Origin of the sequence: Kribbella koreensis (assembly GCF_039525325.1) — a bacterium.
GTDB classification, from domain to species: Bacteria; Actinomycetota; Actinomycetes; order Propionibacteriales; family Kribbellaceae; genus Kribbella; species Kribbella koreensis.
In genome coordinates this window covers 94,826-115,023 of sequence record NZ_BAAAHK010000027.1, presented here as the reverse complement: position 1 = coordinate 115,023, position 20,198 = coordinate 94,826, and the positions used below count along the sequence as shown (strand labels likewise).

Sequence of the window (20,198 nt, the reverse complement as noted above, 5' to 3'; positions counted from 1 at the left end):
TCGGAAATGGTTGGCCTCTCATGGGATGATTGATCAGTTGCCCGACCTCTCAGACGACGAACTGGAAATCTCCGTGCCCGCTGGCCCCACGTCCGTTCCGCAGCCCGGTCGCACCGACCCGACGCTGATCCGGAACTTCTGCATCATCGCCCACATCGACCACGGCAAGTCGACGCTGGCCGACCGGATGCTGCAGATCACCGGCGTCGTCGACGGCCGGGCGATGCGCGCGCAGTACCTGGACCGGATGGACATCGAGCGCGAGCGCGGCATCACGATCAAGTCGCAGGCCGTGCGGCTGCCGTACGCGCCGCAGCCGGACTCCCCGGGCGGACTGCTCGCCCCGGACGGCACGACGTACATCCTGAACATGATCGACACCCCCGGCCACGTGGACTTCACCTACGAGGTGTCCCGGTCGCTGGAGGCGTGTGAGGGCGCGGTGCTGCTGGTCGACGCGGCGCAGGGCATCGAGGCGCAGACACTGGCCAACCTGTACCTCGCGCTGAACGCGGACCTGCACATCATCCCGGTCCTCAACAAGATCGACCTGCCGGGCGCCCAGCCGGAGAAGTACGCGGCCGAGCTGGCGCACATCATCGGCTGCAAGGAGTCCGACGTACTGCGGGTCTCGGCGAAGACCGGCGAGGGCGTCGAGGCGCTGCTGAGCGAGATCGTCGCCCAGGTGGAGCCGCCCAAGGGCGTGAAGGACGCGCCGCCGCGGGCGCTGATCTTCGACTCGGTCTACGACACCTACCGTGGCGTGGTCACCTACGTCCGGGTGGTCGACGGCGAGCTGACCCACCGCGACAAGATCAAGATGATGTCGTCCGGCGCCGTGCACGAGATGCTCGAGGTCGGTGTCATCTCTCCGGAGCCGATGAAGTCGCCGAGCATCGGCGTCGGCGAGGTCGGCTATCTGATCACCGGTGTGAAGGATGTCCGCCAGTCCCGGGTCGGTGACACCGTCACCGCGGCGATCCGTGGCGCGACCGAGGCCCTCGGCGGGTACAAGCACCCGCAGCCGATGGTGTACTCCGGTCTGTTCCCGATCGACGGCGACGACTACCCGACCCTGCGCGACGCGCTGGAGCGGCTGCAGCTCAACGACGCTGCCTTGCAGTACGAGCCGGAGAGCTCGGGCGCGCTCGGGTTCGGGTTCCGCTGCGGCTTCCTCGGCCTGCTGCACATGGAGATCGTCCGCGAGCGGCTCGAGCGCGAGTTCGACCTGGACCTGATCTCGACCGCGCCGAACGTGGTCTACCGGGTGACCATGGAGGACGGCAAGGAGCACGTCGTCACCAACCCGAGCGAGTTCCCCGACGGCAAGATCGACGAGATCTTCGAGCCGGTCGTCCGGGCGACGATCCTCAGCCCGAAGGACTTCATCGGCGTCATCATGGAGCTGTGCCAGACCAAGCGGGGCAACCTGCTCGGGATGGAGTACCTGTCCGAGGACCGGGTCGAGCTGCGGTACACGCTGCCGCTGGCCGAGATCGTCTTCGACTTCTTCGACCAGCTGAAGTCGAAGACCAAGGGCTACGCCTCGCTGGACTACGAACCGACCGGCGAGCAGGCCGCCAACCTGGTCAAGGTCGACATCCTGCTGCAGGGCGAGACGGTCGACGCGTTCTCCGCGATCGTGCACCGCGACAACGCCTACGGGTACGGCGTGGCGCTGGCCGGCAAGCTCAAGGAGCTGATCCCGCGGCAGCAGTTCGAGGTGCCGATCCAGGCCGCGATCGGGTCCCGGATCATCGCTCGCGAGTCGATCCGGGCGATCCGCAAGGACGTTCTCGCGAAGTGCTACGGCGGTGACATCACCCGGAAGCGCAAGCTGCTCGAGAAGCAGAAGGAGGGCAAGAAGCGGATGAAGATGGTGGGCCGGGTCGAGGTCCCCCAGGAAGCCTTCATCGCCGCCCTCAAGACCAACGAGCCGTCGGAGAAGGCCAAGAAGTAGTGCCGGTCGACATCCCCGCGGAGTTCCTCAAGGTCGGTACGCGCGGTCCGGACTGGGCCGATTGGCTCGACCGGCTGCCGAAGCTGGTGGCCGAGTTGCTGAGTCAGTGGGAGCTGCGGGTCGACGGCGGTTCGGCGTACGGGGAATGTGCGCTGGTGGTGCCGGTGCTGGCCAAGGACGGTACGCCGGCGGTGCTCAAGGTCCAGTTTCCGCATGTGGAGGCAGAGACCGAGCATCTCGCGTTGCGGGCCTGGGACGGGAATGGTGCGGTCAAACTGCTCCGGGCCGATCCGCGGCGGTTCGCTTTGCTGCTGGAGCGTCTGCAACCGCGCGACCTGACGACGGTGGGCGATCTCGAGGCCTGCGAGATCGTTGCCTCCAGCTACAAACGGCTGCACGTCGCGGCGGGGCCGCAGTACCGGCCCTTGTCGGGCGAGGTGAAGCGATGGATCGAGGGCTTCCGCCAACTCCCCGCGTCGGCGCCGGTGCCACACCGGTACGTCGAACAGGCGATCTCGCTGGCCACCGATTTCGCCTCCGACCCGGCCTGCGACGGCAAGCTGATCCACAGCGACCTCCACTACGAGAACGTCATGGCCGCCGACCGCGAGCCGTGGCTGGTGATCGACCCCAAACCGCTGTCCGGCGACCCGTACTTCGAAGTCGCGCCGCTGATCTGGAACCGCTGGGACGAGGTCGTCGCCACCGGCGACATCCGCTTCCGGATCCGCCAGCGCTTCTACGCCGCCATCGACACCGCCGAACTGGACGAAGACCGCGCCCGCGACTGGATCATCGTCCGCCAGATGGTCAACGTCCTCAACGTCCTCCGCTCCACCACCCCCGACGCCTTCCTCCCCCAAGACTGGCTGACCCGCAACATCGCCATCGTGAAGGCCATCCAGGACTAATTCGGTGGCAGTCCGCACCCCGCACGGGAGAGCATGGCTGGTATGCGCGTGCTGACGGTGAATGTGGTCGAAGAGTTGATTCCGGGGCCCAAGGAGACGGGGTTCACGGCGATCGACAAGCGGCCGCAGAGCCGGCGGGTGCCGGTGGGGGAGCTGGGGCTGGAGGGTGACCGGGTCTGCGACATCGACAGCCACGGCGGGCCGGACCAGGCGCTCTACGCGTACGCCGAGGAGGACGCGCTCTGGTGGAGCGAGCAGCTTGGGCGGGAGATCCCGACCGGGCTGTTCGGGGAGAATCTGCGGACCGAGGGGCTGGACATCAGCAATGCGCTGATCGGTGAGGTGTGGCGGATCGGTGACGAGGTCGAGGTGATGGTGCGCGCGCCGCGCGTCCCGTGCATCACCTTCCAGCACCGGATGCAGCTCAAGGGCTGGGTCAAGCGGTTCCATCACGCCGGCCGGCCGGGCGCCTATCTGAAGGTGCTCAGGACCGGGACGATCGGCGCGGGCGACGGCATCACCGTGCTGAGCAGGCCGGACCACGAGGTCACCGTCGCGGTCATGTTCGCCGCTCAGGACAGTGCGAAGATGCAGGGCATGCTCGACTCCGACGCCGACCTGGTGGACGAGCTTCGGGAGATCGCCCGACGGGTGGCCGCGCGACAGTCGGCCGGTCTCGGCGCGGAGTACAGGGAGCTGTGAAGGGGCTGATTCCCGAGCCGGGGCCGCTGAGGCCGCTGGCGTTGGCGACGCTGCTCAGCCGGGTCGGCAACGGCCTGCTGATGACGGTCAGCGTGCTGTACTTCAACCGCATCGTCGGCCTGTCCATCGCGCAGATCGGCCTCGGCCTGACCATCGCCGGGCTCTTCGGCCTGCTGGCCGGCATCCCGCTCGGGCATCTGGCCGATCGCCGCGGACCGCGGACGTTGTTCGTACTCCTGGGCGGCTCCGTCGCGGTGCTGTCGCTGGCCTACCTGCTGGTGCAGACCTTCTGGCAGTTCCTCGCCGTCGCCATCGTCCTGACGATCCTCGATCGCGGCGCCGGCTCGGTCCGGGCGGCCCTGATCGGAGCCGTGACGACCGGCACCGGGCGAGTCGCCGCCCGCGCCTATCTGCGGGCGATCACCAACATCGGCATCACGGTCGGCGCGGGCGTCGGCGCGCTCGCGCTGCACTTCGACACCGCCGCGGCCTACCGGACGATGTTCGTGCTCGACTCCGTCCTCACCCTCAGCTCGGCCTTCATCATCCTGGCCATCCCGAGGGTGGCGCCGCAGCCGAAGAGCGAGGACGGTCCGGTATGGGTCGCGCTGCGCGATCGCGGTTACCTCGCCGTCGCCGCGCTCAACGCCGGCATGTCCATCCACTACGCGGTGCTCGATGTCGCGATCCCGCTCTGGGTGGTCGATCACACCGAGGCTCCGCGCTGGACGATCGCGTTGCTGCTCGTCGTCAACACCGTCGTGGTGTCGCTGTTCCAAGTCAGGTCGAGCCGGGGGATCGCTGATCCGACGAGCGCCGCCAGAGCCACCCGCCAGGCAGGATGGTTGCTGCTGGCATCGATGGCGCTGTTCGCCGGCGCGTCAGGCGGCGGGGTAGCCGTCGCGGTCGCGCTGCTCGTGCTGGGTGCGTTCGTCCAGGTGATCGGAGAGCTGTTGCAGTCCTCGGGCTCGTTCCTGCTCAGCTACGACCTCGCCCCGAATCACGCTCAAGGGCAGTACCAGGGCGTCTGGGGCACCAGCATGTCGATCAGCACGATGGTGGCGCCGACGGTGCTCGCCTTGTTGCCGCTCGGACTCGGCGTACCGGGCTGGATCATTCTGGGCGTCTGGTTCGCCGTGATCGGAGTCCTATTCGTACCAGTGGTGCGCTGGGCCGCCACCCGCCAGCATCAGCAGGTGACGGCCCAGGCCGGTTAGGAGACGGTCAGGCTGTCCGCGTTCGGACCGCCGTTGGCAGTTGTCGCCACCGTCTTGATCTTGTTGCTCCCGGCCACCAAGTTGACCGTGAGCGTCTTGGTCTGCCAGGTGTCCCAGTTGCCGGTACCAGCGAACGCCAGCCCGCTCGACACAACCGTCCCGTTGACCGACACGTTCATCGGCCGGTTGGTCGTCGTGCCGTTGGCGTACCGGAGTACGACGGTGGCAGGCCCCGCGGTGGCGGCGTTGACCGTCCACTCGACCGCACTGCCGACCGCGTTGTCGTAGTTCACGAATCCGCGACCCGTGAAGCCCGCGTGGTTCGACTCGACCACCCCGGCCGTGATCGTCGCGTCCTCGGCCTCGTAGAGGACCGGCTGCGGATCAGTCGGTCCACCGCCGTTTCCGGGGATCGTCTGCGTCGCCGTGTTCCACCCGGTCACCCGCACCGAAGGCGCCGCGCCATGGAGGTCCGAAGTACGGTACGACGCCCGCAGGACAACCGACTCACCCGGCCAGAGTGAGACCGCGTTGTCGTTCCACTGCACCGGCAGTACCGGCTTGCCGGCGACGACGATATGCGCGTCGAGGTAGAACGCCGGCGTCTTCGCCGTCGACGTGTTCTTCAACGTCACCGTGGTCGTCGTGGTGTCGCCACTCGCGGACGTCGTCGCGTTGGCCGAGACAGGTGTCTGGGCCAGACTCGACAGACCGGTCAGGTCGGCGTAGCTGGTGGTCGGTGTGTAGTACCAGTCGGTGTTGTTCCAGTCCAGCGTGTCCGCCTTGGTGGACAGCCAGTAGACGTTGCGGCTGACCTCGGCCCCGGACGAGTTCGTCAGGACGAGCTTCGCCAGGTACGTCGTCGACAACCCGCTCACAGCCGGGATCGTCAGCGCCGTCGTCTTCCCACCGTCACCCGGCACCGACACCGATGCGGTCTGGCTGAACTTCTCCGTGCCGTCGATGTTGTACAGCTTCACCGAGGCCGTCAGCCCCGACGCGGCCGCGTGGTTCTGGTTGATCACGGCAACGGACTTGTTGTCGTAGGAGTACTGGATGTGCAGCGGCTCGTTCGCCTTCTTGGCGCCGTAGTACGCGCCGTTCTGGTCGAGGTAGGTGTCGAACAGCTGCCAGTGCAGCGACGTCCAGCCGCTGTTGAGCATCCAGTAGATCAACCCGGTCGAGGGGTTCGACGAGTCGGTGAAGTTCCGGTTGTGCGACTCGAACTCGGACCGGACGTTCTCGTACGCCGCCAGCTGCGCCTTCTTGACGTAGTCCGCCAGGCTGGAAGGAGCGCCGTACCGGCCGGACAGCGCGTTGCCGAACAGCTTCAGGTTGCCGAAGGTCGACGACGAGGACCGGTGGTACTGGGTGGCCGCCGGGTTCTTCCACAACACGTCGAGCTCGGCCGGCGTGAGCATCCGGTTCAGCGTGTCCAGCGTCGGGATGTCCGGTCCGGCCGAGGTCTCCGAGTTGAAGCCCCACGCGCCGCCGGAGTCGGTGTGCGCCTTGTCGTACCAGTAGTTCGGCGGGATCCAGTCGTACGGCCCGTTCATCTTCATCCCGGAGCTGCCGAGCTGCGGCGACGACTTCGCCGACGCGGCCGGGATCACCGGGGTCTTCCAGTCCGCGGCGTTCAGCGCGTCCAGGTAGTTCTTCTCGATCGTCGCGTTCGGCGCGAAGTCGCTGCCGATCAGGAAGGTCAGCACGCTCGGGTGGTTCCGCAGCCGCTCGGCCTCGGCCGTCATCGACGACTTGGCGGTCACGTAGTCCTCGGCGGTCCAGGTGTTGCCCTGCTCGCCGCCGTTGACCTGGCCTTCCCACTTGTCGCAGCACTCCCAGCCGGGCATGGTCAGCACGCCCATCTGATCGGCCATCTCGAAGAACTCGTCGGGCTCGATGTGTCCTTCGAGCCGGACCGTGTTGAGGCCCAGATCCTTGACGTACTTGAGCTTGTCGGCCGCGTACGTCGCGTCCCAGCGCAGGAACAGATCCGGCGACCAGCCACCACCCCTGACCAGCAACGGCCGGCCATTGATCGAGTACGCCCGCCCGCCACTGCTGTTGAGCGGTGCCTTCACATCCCGTACGCCGAACTTCTCCGACGCCGTGTCGGACGTCGTACCGGCGACCGCGGCCGTCACGTCGAAGGAGTAGAGCGGCTGTCCGCCCATCCCCGCCGGCCACCACACGTTCGGGTTGTCCAGCCCGACGTTGGCGAACGTGACGGTCTTCTTCTCCTTGGCCGCAAGGGAGACCGACTGACTGACCGGTACGCCGGCCACGGTACCGCTGACGATCGTCGTCACCGCGGCCGCCGAGTCGTTGCGGACATCGACCTTCGGCGTCAGGTCGACGTGGTCGAGCGCGGGCACGGTCAGCTTGGTGACCACGTGAGCGCCGCGCAGCGCGACGGGGCCGCTGTGCCGGACGACGACATCGCGGACGATACCCATGTTCTGGTCGGGTGGCGTCTGAGCCCAGTCGATCCAGCCCATCGTGAGGTCGTTGTTCGGGTCGTTCGGATAGACCTTGAACGCGACCGCGTTGCTGCCGGAATGGACCTGCGCGGTGATGTCGAGGTCGTGCCGGGTGTAGGCGCCGGCTGTCTGGGTCTTGTCGGCGACCCGGACCCCGTTGACCCAGACGTCGGTGCGGGACAGCACGCCGCTGAAGTCGAGGTACGTGCGCTGGGTGGTGTCGGTGACCTGGATCTCCGAGCGGTACCACCAGGGCACGGTGAACTGGGCCTTGTCGACGTTCTTCATGTTCGTCGACACGAACGGGTCCGGGTACTTGTTGTTCTGCAGCAACCCGGCGAACACGGTCGAGCGCGACGACACCGGTAGCCAGCCGCCGGTCGGGAAGCCCGGCTTGGTGACGGCGGAGTCGTCGGAGACCTGGGCAGAGGTCTGCAACAGGAAACTCGGGATGGCAGCGGCAGACGGAGCTGCCTCTGCTCTGGGCAAGGCGCCGGCGGCGGGGATCGCCGTACAGACGCCGGCGACCAAGGCGGTCGCCAGTAACCAATGGGGGACGCGTTTCATGGGATGGGCCTCCTGGGGCGGGAGCGGGCCGCTGATCGTTAAGAAAGTTTCCTAATAATCAAAGCCGATGCTAACGCCGCGGAGACCCGGTGACAACGGACCGCGCAGGATTGAGAACTCAGTGTGTGGGTTCCATGTAGCCCAGCGCGGCCGAGATCTTCCGGGCCGCCTCGATCGCGGCCGGTGCCATCAGGGCGACCTGGGCGATCGACTGCTCCAGCGACAGCGTCGAGATGCTGACCGCGGCGATCGCCGTACCGGTGTGGTCGTGGATGACGGCCGCGACGCAGCGGATGCCGGGCTCGTTCTCCTCGTCGTCCAGCGCGTATCCGCGGGCCCGGACCTGGGTGAGATCCGCCTTCAGCGAGGCGGCGGTCGTGTGGGTCAGGGGAGTGCGGGCCGGCAGGCCGGTACGGGTGACGAGTGCATCGAGCGCCTCGTCGTCCTTCTCGGCGAGCAGTGCCTTGCCGATGCCGGTGCAGTGCAGCCAGAAGGCCTTGCCCACGCGCGACGGCATCCGGTACGGCTTGGGGCCGTCCAGGCGGGCGACGTAGATCGCCTCGTCGCCGTTGAGCAGTCCGACGTGGACTGTGCAGCGGGTCTGGGCGACCAGGTCGGCCAGTACCGGCCGGGCGACCGTGGCCAGGTCGACGTTGGTCAGCGCGTGGCCGGCCAGCCGGAGCGCCTTGGGGCCTGGATGGTACGAACCGTCTTCCGACTGCGCGACGAAGTCGTGCTCGACGAGCGAGGCCATGATCCGGTGCACGGTCGATTTGGCCAGGCCGGTGGCCGTCACCACGTCGGTGAACCGGGAGTGCTCGAGGACGGCGTCGAGCACCATCAGCGTCTTGTCGATGGCCGAGGGCGAACTCATGTCGCTCATCCTGTCACCTCTTATCTGGCTAGCCAGCCACCGTCGACGGCCAGTACGTGTCCGTTGACGTAGCCGGACGCCGCCGAGGCCAGAAAGACCGCGGCGCCGATCAGGTCTTCGGGCCGGCCCCAGCGACCGGCCGGGATGCGGTCGCGGATGGCCGCTTCCCGCTCCACGTCGGCCCGCAGGTCGGTCGTGTTGTCGGTACTGATGTACCCCGGGGCGATCGCGTTCACCTGGACGCCGGCCGCGCCCCACTCGTTGGCCAGCGCCTTCGTGAGGCCGGCGACCGCGTGCTTGCTCGCCGTGTACGCCGGAACGTTGATCCCACCCTGAAAGCTCAGCAGGGAAGCGATCGTGATGATCTTGCCACTGCCGCGCGCCACCATCGCGGCACCGATCGGACGGGTCACCGCCCAGGTGGAGTTGAGGTTCACGTCGATCACGTGCTGCCAGTCGGCCGCCCCCGTGGCTGCCGCGGGCGCCCGGCGGATGGTGCCGGCGTTGTTGACCAGGATGTCGATCTGGCGGCCCGCCGCAGCAGCTCCCTCCACTGCTGCGATCGCCGCCTGCTCGACGGCGGCCGGGTCGGCGAAGTCGGCGGTCACGATGGTCGCCGCGCCGCCGCCGTTCTCCTTGATCGCTTCGAGCGTGTCTTCCAGCGCCGCGTCGCGCGCCATCAGGATCAGGTCGGCGCCGGCCGCTGCCAGTCCGGCCGCGATCGCGGCGCCGATGCCCCGGCGGGCACCCGTGACGAGCGCTGTTTTCCCCGTGAGTGAGAAGGACGCTTGCGTCACCGCAGGTCCTTCACGTCGACGCCGTCCATGTCGGTGAAGGCCTGGTTCTCGCCGGCCATCGCCCAGACGAAGCTGTACGCCGCGGTGCCGACGCCGGAGTGCAGCGACCAGCTCGGGGAGATGACGGCCTGGCGGTCGGCGACGATCAGGTGCCGGGTCTCCTCGGGCTCGCCCAGCAGGTGCACGATCCGGTCCGACTCGGGCAGCCCGAAGTACAGGTAGCACTCGGTCCGCCGGTCGTGGGTGTGCGCGGGCATCGTGTTCCAGGTGGAGCCCGCGTGCAGGGTCGTCACGCCGAGCACGATCTGGCAGCTCTTCACGCCGTCGGCATGGATGTACTGGTCGATGGTGCGGCGGTTCGCGGTCTGCTGGTCGCCGAGCTCGAGCCGGTTGCCCTCGCCGGGCTGGACGAGCGTCGTCGGGAAGTCGGTGTGTGCGACCGCGGAGAACAGGTAGAACGCGGCGTCGGTCCCTTCGAAGACCACCTCGCGGGCGCCGCGGCCGGCGTACAGGCAGGCGCCGGTGACGAGCTCGAACTTGGTGCCGTCGACCGTCACCGTGCCGGGGCCGCCGACGTTCACGATGCCGGCCTCGCGGCGCTCGAGGAAGAACTCGCTGCGCAGCTCCGGCCAGGTGCCCAGGGTGAGCGGGCCGCTGACGGGCAGGGCGCCGGCCAGCACGATCCGGTCGTGGTGGGTGAGCACCGCGGTGATCGTGTCACGGGTGAACAGGTCGTCGACCAGGTAGGTCCGGCGCAGTGCGGCGGTGTCGAACCCGGGCACCTGGTCGGGATGGGTGGCGTGCCTGACCTGGAGAGCTTTCTGCGGCGAATTCACAGAACAAGGTTCTATCTCATGGAACAGTCTGTCAAACGATGTCCGTGTCGTGGGCTGAACAGCTCCCTTTGGTGTCGGTGTTTGTTCCACCTCTTGACACCTGGTTCTGGCAGATGGAACCTTCCTCACATCCCGCCCTCGCAGGACAAGGCATCTTGGAGGACCCCCGATGACAGCGCTCGACTGGACGGTGCTGGCCGGCTATTTCGTGCTGATGGTGCTGATCGGCCTCTGGTCGCGCACCAAGATCAAGACGGTGGTGGACTACTTCACCACCGGCGGCCGGATTCCCTGGTGGCTGTCCGGCATCTCGCACCACATGTCCGGCTACAGCGCGGTCATGTTCGTCGCCTTCGCGGCGGTCGCCTACACCTACGGCATCACCGTGTACGTCTGGTGGGCCGTCTCGATCGGGGTCGGGGTCGGCATCGGCGCGTTCCTCTTCGCCGCTCGGTGGAACCGGCTCCGTGCGAAACACGGCGTCGTGTCGCCGCTGGAGTACCTGGCCAAGCGGTACAACTTGCCGACACAGCAGGTGCTCGCGTACTCCGGTGCCGCGCTCAAGGTGGTCGACATCGCCGCCAAGTGGGTCGCGATCGCGGTGTTGCTGAACGGCTTCACCGGTGTGCCGATGCGGTGGGGCATCCTGCTCACCGGTGTGGTGACGATGCTGTACGCGACGCTGGGCGGGCTGTGGGCCGACGTGCTCACCGACTTCGGCCAGTTCATCATCCAGGCCGCGGCCGGGATCGCGATGTTCGTCGGCGTGCTCTCGCACCTGGACGGCATCCCGACGCTGTGGAAGATGTGGGACCAGCTGCCCGAGGGGCACGGTGACGCGCTGAACGGGCCGTACACACCGGTCTTCCTGATCGCGTTCCTGTTCATCAAGACCTTCGAGTACAACGGCGGGATGTGGAACCTGGCGCAGCGCTACATGGCCGCGCCGTCCGGTTCCGAGGCGAAGCGGTCCGCGCTGTTGTCGTCGATCCTGTGGCTGGTCTGGCCGCTGGTGCTCTTCATCCCGATGTGCGCGGCGCCGCTGCTCGTGCCCGATCTGGCCAAGCCGGAGCAGTCGTACGTCCAGCTGGCGCAGCTGTTGCTGCCGAGCGGGCTGATCGGGCTGGTGCTGGCCGGATTCTTCTCGCACACGATGGCGATGGTCGCCTCGGACGCGAACGTGATCTCGTCGGTGATCACCCGCGACATCGGCCCGGTGCTGGTCCCGAAGCTGCGCAAGCTGTCCGACGTCGCGACGCTGAAGTTCGCCCGGATCACCACCTTCACCTTCGTCACGCTGAGCATGCTGATCGCGATCATCACCAACGGTCAGGGCGTGGTCCTGAAGATCGTCGTCGACCTGGTGGCCGCGACGATGGGCCCGATCTCGATCCCGCTGATGCTCGGCCTGCTGCCGTGGTTCCGGCGCTCCGGATCGCGGGCGGCGATCGCCTCCTGGGCGGCCGGCCTGATCGTCTGGGCGATCGTCAAGTGGGGCGTGGGCTCCACCGACACCACCCTGGTGGTCGCGTTGCCGCTGGCAACCTCTCTGGTCGTCTACGTAGGCCTAGGCCTCCTGTTGCCCGAACGCCGCGACTCCGTAGACGCCCTCCTCGACTCCCTCAACTCCGACCCCGACGAGTCGGACGAGGTTCTCGCCAGACGAGCGGCCGCCGTCAGCTGACCACTCCTCTGGAACAATGTTCCACACCGCAGAACCACTCAACTGATCGCTTCAAGGAGCTACTTCTATGCCGAACATCACCGTCGAACTGCTCTCCGGCCGCACCCTCGACCAGCGCCGCGAGTTCGTCGCCGCCGTCACCGACTCCGCCATCGCCATCCTCGGCGCCAAGCGCGAAGCGGTCCGCATCGTCTTCCAGGAGATCGAAAAGTCCGACGTAGCCAACGGCGGAGTACTCGTCTCCGACAGCTGACCCCCTCCAGTGCGCCCGCCCGGCGCACGCCGCCGGCCCGGTCTCCCTCCCGCCCCTAGGGAAGCCCGGGCCGGCTCGGTTTCAACACCCCGTGCCCGGCTCGCCCCACCCAGCCCCCGCGCGCCCACCCAGCCCCGGCCCCCGCCCCGGCTTTAGCGCTCGTCGGCGAGCGCGCCTATTTCGCCGAAGGCGGCTGCTGCTGACTGACTTGCGACCAGCGCAAGCTGCTCGGCAGTCAGGCCGACCTCGACCACCGCCGTGTGGTGCTCCTGCGAGAGCTTGACGTCACTCACCCGTGGGTTGTCGGTGTTGAGCGTGACCGGCACCCCAGCGGCGAGCAGCTTGTGGATCTGGTGCTCGGCGTAGCTCGGAGCCGCTCCAGTCTGCGTATTACTCGTCAGCGACACCTCCAGCGTGACCCCATGCTCAGCCAGCCACTCCATCAACTGCGGATCCTCAGCAGCCCTCACCCCATGCCCGATCCGTTCCGCGCCGAGGTGCCGCACCGCATCCCACACGCTCTGCGGGCCGGCCGCCTCGCCTGCGTGGATGGTGATATGCAACCCGGCGTCCCGCGCCTTGCCGAAGGCACCCGCGAACAACTCCGCCGGGAAGTTCGCCTCGTCGCCGGCCAGATCGACCGCGCAGAAGGTCTCCCGGCGCGACAGCAGCGTCGCCATCTGTAGCTCGGCCGAGTCGGCACCGAGATGCCGGACCACGATCCCGATCAACCCGACCGGCAACCCCCACTTGGCTGACCGCTCCGCCACCGCCCCCGACACCGCGTCGATCACCGCTTCAGGCGCCAGACCGGTGTCATGGGCAATGATCCCCGGGCAGTACCGCAGCTCGAGATAGTCCAGCCCATCATCGAAGGCGTCGTCGACAGCCTCCGCCGCCGCGCGACTCCAGTCATCCACCCCAGACAGCACGCCGATCGCGACATCCACCTTGTCCAGGTACGGAAGCAGTCCGCCCTCGGACCCATCGGCGACGAGCGCAGTACGAGGTTTCACGCGCCCAGCGAGCTCATGCCCCGTGCGAGCAGCGATATCGAGCACCGTGCTCGTCCGGATCGACCCTTCGAGATGCCGGTGCAGGTCGACGAGTGGCAGCTTGGTCATGAGCGCTCCAGCGTTGCGGCGAAGGTTCCGGCGATTTCCCGATCGAGTTCCTGCGGCACAGCCTGTACTCCGGGCAGCGCGGCTCCAGTCGCCACGAGCGCGAGCGACCGCGCCTGCAGCGTAAGTCCGAGATCCATCGCCTCGATCGGATTGCCACCCGCACTGACCAGATTGATCATCCGGGTCTGCGCAAGCACCGTGATCCGCCGCCCGTCCGGCTGGACATAAGTCTCGTGCTCGGCAGTCTGCCGGGCAGACCCATCGGCAGTCTGCCGGGCGGATCCATCGACAGCCTTGACGAGCGACTTGAGGCGTCCCAGATCCAGCTCCCAGGGGAAGTGCCCGACACCGGCGATCACCGCATTGTCGGGCAGCGCCGCGATGCCCTCGTCGCTGACCACATCCGGCTGCCCGGTGGCGAGGAACAGCAGGTCGGTGCTGCCGAGCAGAGTGTCGAGCGGACCGACCCGGTGACCATCCAACGCCGCCTCGAGCCGCCGGTACGGATCAAGGTCGGCAACTTGCACGCGCGCGCCCAACTGGCGCAACGTCTGCGCAACGCCACGACCGCAAGGCCCGTAGCCCGCCACCGTCGCCCGGGTGCCGGGGATCATCCGGTTCGTCGCGTTCATGAAGCCCTGAACGACCGACTGCCCGACTCCCCACCGGTTCTCGACGAGCAGCTTGAGATAGCTGTCGTTGATCACGATGACGGGAAACTGTGGCTGGTCTTCGCGCTCCCGCAGGAGCAGCGCACCGGTCGTCGTCGGCCGCGGCGTGGACGTGTACGCCCAACGTGGCCAGCCAATCGGCGACGTCCTGTCGCGTAGTACCGGGTGAGCCGGTCAGCCAGACTTCAGCGCCGGCTTCGATCAGCAGGGCGCAGAGGACGGCTGTTTTGGGCTCGATGTGCAGACAGATGGCGATCCGGAGGCCGTTGAGCGGCGTCAGATCGGTGTCGAGGAGCAGCGGCATGTTCTGGGCAGCCCACCGCACGTCGGCATGCGTGAACAGTGAAAGGTCGTGCATGAGTGATCCTTCGCAGCGAAGAAAAGAAGGGTAGGGGTTGGCTCGGTGGAACGGCCGGTCCTACTGGTAGAGATCGCTGCGGTACGAGTGGTCGCCGAAGATCACCGCGGCACGCACGGCGGATCGATTCGTCTCACTCAGCACATATTGAGGGTAACCCACTCAGCTGGTCACTTAGGCTTGGCCTCATGCGAGTAGGCGTATTCGGAGCAACTGGTCAGGTCGGCGGCGTGATGCGGCAACTGCTGGTGGAGCGGAAGTTCCCGGTCGAGGAGATCCGGTACTTCGCGTCCGCCCGCTCAGCCGGTAGCCAGCTGGCGTTCGGCGACGAGAAGATCACCGTCGAGGACTCGGCGACGGCGGATTTCACGGGACTCGACCTGGCGCTGTTCTCCAACGGAAAGACGGCGTCCAAGGAGTTCGCCCCGAAGGTCGCCGCGGCGGGCGCCGTCGTCGTCGACAACTCCTCCGGCTGGCGGATGGACCCCGACGTACCGCTGGTCGTTGCCGAGGTCAACCCGGGCGATCTCGACCATCTCCCCAAGGGCATCGTCGCCAACCCCAACTGCACCACGATGGCCGCGATGCCGGTCCTCGCACCGCTGCACCGCGAGGCCCGGCTCACCCGCCTGATCGTCTCGACCTACCAGGCCGTGTCCGGGTCGGGCGGCGTCGGCGTACGCGAGCTCGAGGACCAGACCCACGCTCTCGCCGACGGTGCTGGACGTCTCGCTCTCGGCACGGACGGCGTCGTACTCCCTGAGCCCTCTGTCTATGCGGGGCCGATCGCCTTCAACGTGCTCCCGCTGGCCGGGTCGATCGTTGCCGACGGCACCGGTGAGACCGACGAGGAGCAGAAGCTCCGCAACGAGAGCCGCAAGATCCTGCACGTCCCGGATCTCCTGGTCGCCGGCACCTGCGTCCGCGTTCCCGTCTTCACCGGCCACTCGCTGAGCATCCACGCCGAGTTCGCCGACCCCATCACCCCCGACCGGGCCACCGAACTCCTCGCCACCGCCCCGGGCGTAGAACTGTCAGACCTGCCGACTCCGTTGCAGGCAGCCGGCAACGACCCGTCCTACGTAGGCAGAATCCGCCAGGACCAGTCCGTCCCCGGCAACCGGGGCCTGGTCCTGTTCATCTCCAACGACAACCTCCGCAAGGGCGCCGCCCTCAACGCGGTCCAGATCGCCGAACTCCTCCAGCAACGCGCCTAGCCCTTGCGGCGTCCGAAGAGACCTCGCCGTTTCGGCTCCTCCTGAACGGCGACGGTCACCGGCGTACCGTCGGCGAGCCCAGTGGTCTGCGCATGGATCTGCCCGGCCAGATTGATCGCGACCACGAAGTCCATCACCTGCAGATTCCCCGGCTCGACCGCTCCACCGAGAACCGGCGGCGTGGCGAAGTCGACGATCTCGTCCGCCCCCGGCGCCAGCCCGCGCTGCAACGCGGCATCAGCCAGATCGATCAGCAGCTCATCCTGAACCTCCGGCCGATCGAGATCGGTCTGCAGGTGCTCCTGATCGGTCCACCGATGCGTCAGCGTGCCCGCGATCGGGTCGAGCAGCCAGAAGCCGTCGTCCGCGGCCAGGAACACATGACCGAACATCGTCGCCAGGATCGGCTTCTTGCCGGCCAGATCCAGCCACGCCCATGTCTCCAGCGCACCGGCGTACTGCTCGTCGGTGAAGCTCTTGATGAAGTCCATGGGCGCAGGCTAGGACTGGCTCGGGGTCAGCAGCGGTAGAAGTCCTTCGTGTAGATGCCGTTGACCGCCGACAACGTGTGGTCGTAACAGCCGTCGGTGCCGGTGATGCGGTAGCGGACGGTTTGGGTGCCGGTGGCGTGGCGCTGGTCGCGGGGGACGTTGTAGATCCAGGCGGCGCGCCCGTCGTAGGTCTCCTCGGTACGCCGATCCGCCACCGTCACCGGACCGACCCGGCTCGTGGTGTGGCTGCGATCGGCGACGTCGAGGTCGGTGATGACGTCGTACCCGCCGGGAATGGTTGCGTTGGGCAAGAAGCTGATGTAGCCGTTCTTGCCGTACGTGAGATCGGTCCGCTCGACTCGGGCCCCCGTCGTCACGGTCGACAGATCACGCCAGGACGCGTCGAGGGTGTCGCGGGTTTCGCCGGCCTCCCAGACGTGCTTGCTGTCATTGGTGAGTGAGCGTTCGACGGTCGTGCGGACGCGGCCGGCCGACGTATCGACGTACCCGCTGATCTTGAGCGACCGGGAGGCCGACGTGTCGACGGATCCAGCCGCGTTGGGCGAGCCGGTGACGTTGTCCGTCTTGGTCAGCGGCGATACGGCGTACGAGGTGAGCTTGCCGCTGGTCTGCTTCGAGTGCGCGTCGGTCCAGACGTGCAGATTGGGGACCGTGAACCAGCCGCTCTGCCCGGCCGGGACGCCGATCACGTGGACGCGGAATTCGTGCGGCTTGCCGTCGCTGACCAGCCCGGCGAAGGGCGTCAGGTCGTACGTCAGCGGCTTGATGTCGAACGCGCGCGGTGCGGGGGAGGGGCGCCAGGAGTACGGGTTCGACCAGCCGCCGGTGTAGATGTACGGGTACGGCAGGGCGATACCGGCCGTCTTGCCATCGATCTGTACTTCGACCTCCCGGTACGGCGACCCGTCCGGGCAGGAGTAGCCCGTCTCGACCGGCGCTGACGTGTCCCAGAACTCCTCGCAGCCACCGCCTGAGCCGGTCACGTAGACCTCGCCGAGTAGGCGAGACGTGTTGCGGGGGAGCGTCGCGGTGCCGACCAGGTCGGAGTCTTCGCGGCGCTGGTCCTGCAGGGGGAGGACGGCGTTCGCAGTACGGGCTGCTGGGGCGCCGTGGCCGGTTGTGTAGAAGTCGAGCGTGACGACGATGTCGAGGACGCCGGTGTAGGTCTGGTCGACGACGTTCCCGAGCTCCATCACGACCGGTTGTGGGGTGCGGAGGAGCGGGCTGTACGACGTGACGTCCTTCTCGACCTGCCAGCTGATGCCGTCCGTGCTCGGCTCGGGCGTCGAGGTGCGGAACACGCCCACGCCGCCGATCGTGATGTGGCCGAGGCGGTCGTACTGGACGCCCTTGACCGAGCCTTGCATCCGCAGGACCACCTTCGACCACGGCCCACGACAGGCGGCCGGGGGCGTGTACGTGGAGGTGTACGGGTCGAAGTTCTTGAAGCCGTTCCGGACGATCTCCACCGAGCAGTGCCGGGTGTGCGGCACCGCGACGGGCGGGGCCGGGGTCCGGGGATCGGAATAGTCGCTGCCGAACTCGGGCGGCGGTGGGGCCGCCGTCGCCGGGGCCAGGATTCCGAGGAATAGGACGGACAGTGAGACGAGTGCCACAGACCGTGCGCGCATGTTGCGGAAACGTAATCGAGATGGTGCGCCCGGGCAAGCGATCAGCATGGCCAGCGCTGCGCTGGCCTATTACTGTTCGGTTACTTGACCCCCCGTGGAGGCCAGACATGAAGCCCGTTGCCGACGGTCCCCAGCTCGCGTTGCTCAGCAACCGCAAGGAACACCTCGCGCAGATGTTCCTCGATCGCGTCGCCGCGACGCCCGGCCGGGAGGCGTTCAGAGCCCCCTCCGGCGACGGCGGCTGGCGCTCCGTGACCTGGCAGGAGACCGAAGCCCTGGTACGCCGGCGCGCGGCCGGCCTGGTCGCGCTGGGCGTCGAGCCCGAGCAGCGGGTCGGCATCGCGGCCAGCACCCGGCTCGAATGGGTCCAGTGCTACCTCGCGTCGATCCTCGCGGCCGCCGCGACCACGACGATCTACCCGACGACGATGGCTGCCGACGTGTCGTACATCGTGGCGGACGCCGAAGTACAGGTCGTCTTCGCCGAGGACGCCAGCCAGGTCGACAAGCTGCGCGCGCATCGGTCCGACACCCCGTCGCTGCGCAAGATCGTGCTGCTCGACGGCGAGCCGGACGAGCGCGACGGCGACTGGGTGATCACGCTGGCGGCGCTGGATGAGCTGGGCGCGAAGCTTTTGGAGTCCTCGCCCTCAGCGGTTGACGAGCGGATCGCTCAGGTTCAGCCCGATCACCTGTGCACTTTGGTCTACACGTCGGGCACCACCGGCCGGCCGAAGGGCGTGCGGTTGCCGCACTCGGTCTGGACCTACGAGGGCGCCGCGGTTGAGGGGATCCGGGTGCTGAGCCCGGACGACCTGCAGTTGCTGTGGCTGCCGCTGTCGCATGTTTTCGGTCAGGTGCTGCTGGCCGTGCAGTTCCAGATCGGCTTCGCGACGGCGATCGACGGACGGGTCGACAAGATCGTCGAGAACGCGGCCGCTGTCCAGCCGACGTTCATGGCTGCCGCGCCGCGCGTCTTCGAGAAGGCGCACGGGCGGATCGTGACGATGATGGAGTCCGAGGGCGGGATCAAGGCCAAGCTGTTCCACTGGGCCTTCGGGGTCGGCGCTCAGGTGTCTGCTCTTCGCCAGCAGGGGAAGGAGCCGGGCGGCGTACTGGCTGCTCAGTTCACCCTCGCCGACAAGCTCGTCCTGTCGAAGATCCGGGCGCGCTTCGGTGGGCGGATCCGGTTCTTCGTCTCCGGCTCGGCCGCACTGGACAAGAAGCTGGCCGAGTGGTTCCACGCTGCCGGCCTGCTGATCCTCGAAGGCTACGGCCTGTCGGAGACGGCTGCCGGCTCTACTTTGAACCGGCCGGACCAGTACCGCCTGGGCAGCGTCGGGCCGATCTTCCCGGCGGCCGAGTTCAAGATCGCCGAGGACGGCGAGATCCTGATCAAGGGCCCTGGCGTGATGAGCGGCTACCACAACCTGCCGGAGCAGACGGCCGAGGTCATCGACGCCGACGGCTGGTTCCACACCGGCGACATCGGGCACTTCGAGGACGAGTTCCTCTTCATCACCGACCGCAAGAAGGACCTCTTCAAAACCTCCGGCGGCAAGTACGTCGCCCCGCAGGTGATCGAGGGCCGCTTCAAGATGATCTGCCCGTACGCCAGCCAGTTCCTTGTCCACGGCAACCAACGCAACTTCGTCTCCGCCCTGGTCACCCTCGACCCCGAAGCCATCCAGCCCTGGGCCGACGCCAACGGACTGTCCGGCAAGTCGTACGCCGAAATCGTCACCTCCGACGCCGCCCAGAAACTCGTCCAGGGCTACGTGGACGAGCTGAACGCCGGCCTCAACCGCTGGGAAACCATCAAGAAATTCACCATCCTCGACCGCGACCTGACGGTAGAGGGCGGCGAAATGACCCCGAGCCTGAAGCTGAAGCGCAAATACGTAGAAACCACCTACGGCGACCTCCTGGACAAGATGTACGACTGAACTGGGTATAGGACTCCCCACGCCGGCTCCGCCGTCCGCTCCTACGTCGCGTCCTGCGTGCTGGCCCTGGCGGGAGCGGTCCAATGGGTGGGCTGGGGGTTTCGGGGTGGTGGGGGTGGGTGTCACGATGCGAGGGTTGATATACCAGGAGGCGCTGGCAGTCGATGAGCCTTGCAAGTTATCCGGCAGTGACGGTTACTGCGGTCGCTATGTCGCAGGAGCGGGATGACTTGCGCGGTATTGCTCGCGTTCAGTGGTCGGACCCTCACGGAGGGTTGGAAGACAGCTCGATCGAAGATGTCATCCGCTGGCTTGATCACAGTGGTGGCATCGCCTACGTCGCCGAGCCGGATGGGCGTCGGGGGCCGCGGATCCGTGCCGTCGGGGTGAACCCACAGCGGTACATCCGGAGCAACCCGGACGACGAGACGGCCGACGCGCTGCTGAAACTGCCGCGG

Annotated in this window: 16 protein-coding genes and 1 pseudogene; 8 read left to right on the top strand and 9 right to left on the bottom strand. The window is 67.4% G+C overall.

What is annotated here, in order from left to right:
- Positions 1–73: 73 nt before the first annotated feature.
- From lepA to ABD116_RS41380, 4 genes are read left to right on the top strand one after another with little or no spacing between them, the layout of a single operon-like run.
- Positions 74–1,960 carry a translation elongation factor 4 gene (lepA, locus tag ABD116_RS41395; RefSeq protein ID WP_343984194.1) on the top strand — a complete coding sequence of 629 codons (1,887 nt, stop codon included), beginning with the start codon at positions 74–76 and terminating at the stop codon, positions 1,958–1,960.
- Positions 1,960–2,871 (top strand): aminoglycoside phosphotransferase family protein, encoded by a 912-nt coding sequence (locus ABD116_RS41390; protein WP_343984168.1) that lies wholly within the window; start codon positions 1,960–1,962, stop codon positions 2,869–2,871. The genes lepA and ABD116_RS41390 overlap by 1 nt, the downstream gene beginning before the upstream one ends.
- 42 nt (positions 2,872–2,913) lie before the next feature.
- Positions 2,914–3,573 carry an MOSC domain-containing protein gene (locus tag ABD116_RS41385; protein ID WP_343984166.1) on the top strand — a complete coding sequence of 220 codons (660 nt, stop codon included), beginning with the start codon at positions 2,914–2,916 and terminating at the stop codon, positions 3,571–3,573.
- Entirely contained in the window at positions 3,570–4,790 is a 1,221-nt protein-coding gene (locus ABD116_RS41380) for an MFS transporter (RefSeq protein WP_343984164.1), read from the top strand. The genes ABD116_RS41385 and ABD116_RS41380 overlap by 4 nt, the downstream gene beginning before the upstream one ends.
- Here the strand turns inward: ABD116_RS41380 and ABD116_RS41375 are convergent.
- From ABD116_RS41375 to kduI, 4 genes are all read right to left on the bottom strand, one after another.
- Complete coding sequence (locus ABD116_RS41375; RefSeq protein ID WP_343984162.1) at positions 4,787–7,837, bottom strand: glycosyl hydrolase 2 galactose-binding domain-containing protein; 3,051 nt, start codon at positions 7,835–7,837, stop codon at positions 4,787–4,789. The genes ABD116_RS41380 and ABD116_RS41375 overlap by 4 nt on opposite strands.
- A 118-nt stretch (positions 7,838–7,955) precedes the next feature.
- Entirely contained in the window at positions 7,956–8,720 is a 765-nt protein-coding gene (locus tag ABD116_RS41370; protein WP_343984160.1) for an IclR family transcriptional regulator, read from the bottom strand.
- Between the two features lie 11 nt (positions 8,721–8,731).
- Entirely contained in the window at positions 8,732–9,508 is a 777-nt protein-coding gene (locus ABD116_RS41365; RefSeq protein WP_343984158.1) for an SDR family oxidoreductase, read from the bottom strand.
- Positions 9,505–10,344, bottom strand: coding sequence for a 5-dehydro-4-deoxy-D-glucuronate isomerase (gene kduI / locus ABD116_RS41360; protein ID WP_343984156.1), 840 nt, complete (start codon positions 10,342–10,344; stop codon positions 9,505–9,507). The genes ABD116_RS41365 and kduI overlap by 4 nt, the downstream gene beginning before the upstream one ends.
- A gap of 169 nt (positions 10,345–10,513) precedes the next feature.
- Here kduI and ABD116_RS41355 point away from each other — a divergent pair, with 169 nt between their 5' ends.
- Positions 10,514–12,028 (top strand): sodium:solute symporter family protein, encoded by a 1,515-nt coding sequence (locus ABD116_RS41355; protein ID WP_343984154.1) that lies wholly within the window; start codon positions 10,514–10,516, stop codon positions 12,026–12,028.
- 67 nt (positions 12,029–12,095) lie between these two features.
- A complete protein-coding gene (locus ABD116_RS41350) occupies positions 12,096–12,281 on the top strand; it encodes a tautomerase family protein (RefSeq protein WP_132194310.1) in 186 nt (61 codons plus the stop codon).
- Positions 12,282–12,433: 152 nt separating this feature from the next.
- On the opposite strand, the gene add is transcribed toward ABD116_RS41350, so the two are convergent.
- From add to ABD116_RS41905, 3 genes and pseudogenes are all read right to left on the bottom strand, one after another.
- Positions 12,434–13,405 (bottom strand): adenosine deaminase, encoded by a 972-nt coding sequence (add, locus tag ABD116_RS41345; protein ID WP_343984147.1) that lies wholly within the window; start codon positions 13,403–13,405, stop codon positions 12,434–12,436.
- On the bottom strand, positions 13,402–14,112 hold the full coding sequence (locus ABD116_RS41340) for a Rossmann-fold NAD(P)-binding domain-containing protein (RefSeq protein WP_343984145.1): 711 nt from the start codon (positions 14,110–14,112) through the stop codon (positions 13,402–13,404). The genes add and ABD116_RS41340 overlap by 4 nt, the downstream gene beginning before the upstream one ends.
- 76 nt (positions 14,113–14,188) lie before the next feature.
- Positions 14,189–14,434, bottom strand: a pseudogene (locus tag ABD116_RS41905) (adenosylhomocysteinase); the annotation flags it as partial.
- 188 nt (positions 14,435–14,622) lie between these two features.
- On the opposite strand from ABD116_RS41905, the gene ABD116_RS41335 reads away from it, so the two are divergent.
- On the top strand, positions 14,623–15,651 hold the full coding sequence (locus ABD116_RS41335; protein ID WP_343984143.1) for an aspartate-semialdehyde dehydrogenase: 1,029 nt from the start codon (positions 14,623–14,625) through the stop codon (positions 15,649–15,651).
- On the opposite strand, the gene ABD116_RS41330 is transcribed toward ABD116_RS41335, so the two are convergent.
- Both ABD116_RS41330 and ABD116_RS41325 read right to left on the bottom strand, forming a co-directional pair.
- Positions 15,648–16,142, bottom strand: coding sequence for a T6SS immunity protein Tdi1 domain-containing protein (locus ABD116_RS41330; protein ID WP_343984141.1), 495 nt, complete (start codon positions 16,140–16,142; stop codon positions 15,648–15,650). The two genes, ABD116_RS41335 and ABD116_RS41330, sit on opposite strands and share 4 nt — an antisense overlap.
- Before the next feature lie 26 nt (positions 16,143–16,168).
- Positions 16,169–17,794, bottom strand: a complete 1,626-nt coding sequence (locus ABD116_RS41325; RefSeq protein WP_343984139.1) for a peptide-N4-asparagine amidase — start codon at positions 17,792–17,794, stop codon at positions 16,169–16,171.
- Between the two features lie 107 nt (positions 17,795–17,901).
- On the opposite strand from ABD116_RS41325, the gene ABD116_RS41320 reads away from it, so the two are divergent.
- Positions 17,902–19,740: an AMP-dependent synthetase/ligase gene (locus ABD116_RS41320; RefSeq protein WP_343984137.1), complete on the top strand. Its 1,839-nt coding sequence runs from the start codon at positions 17,902–17,904 to the stop codon at positions 19,738–19,740.
- The last annotated feature ends 458 nt before the right edge of the window (positions 19,741–20,198 follow it).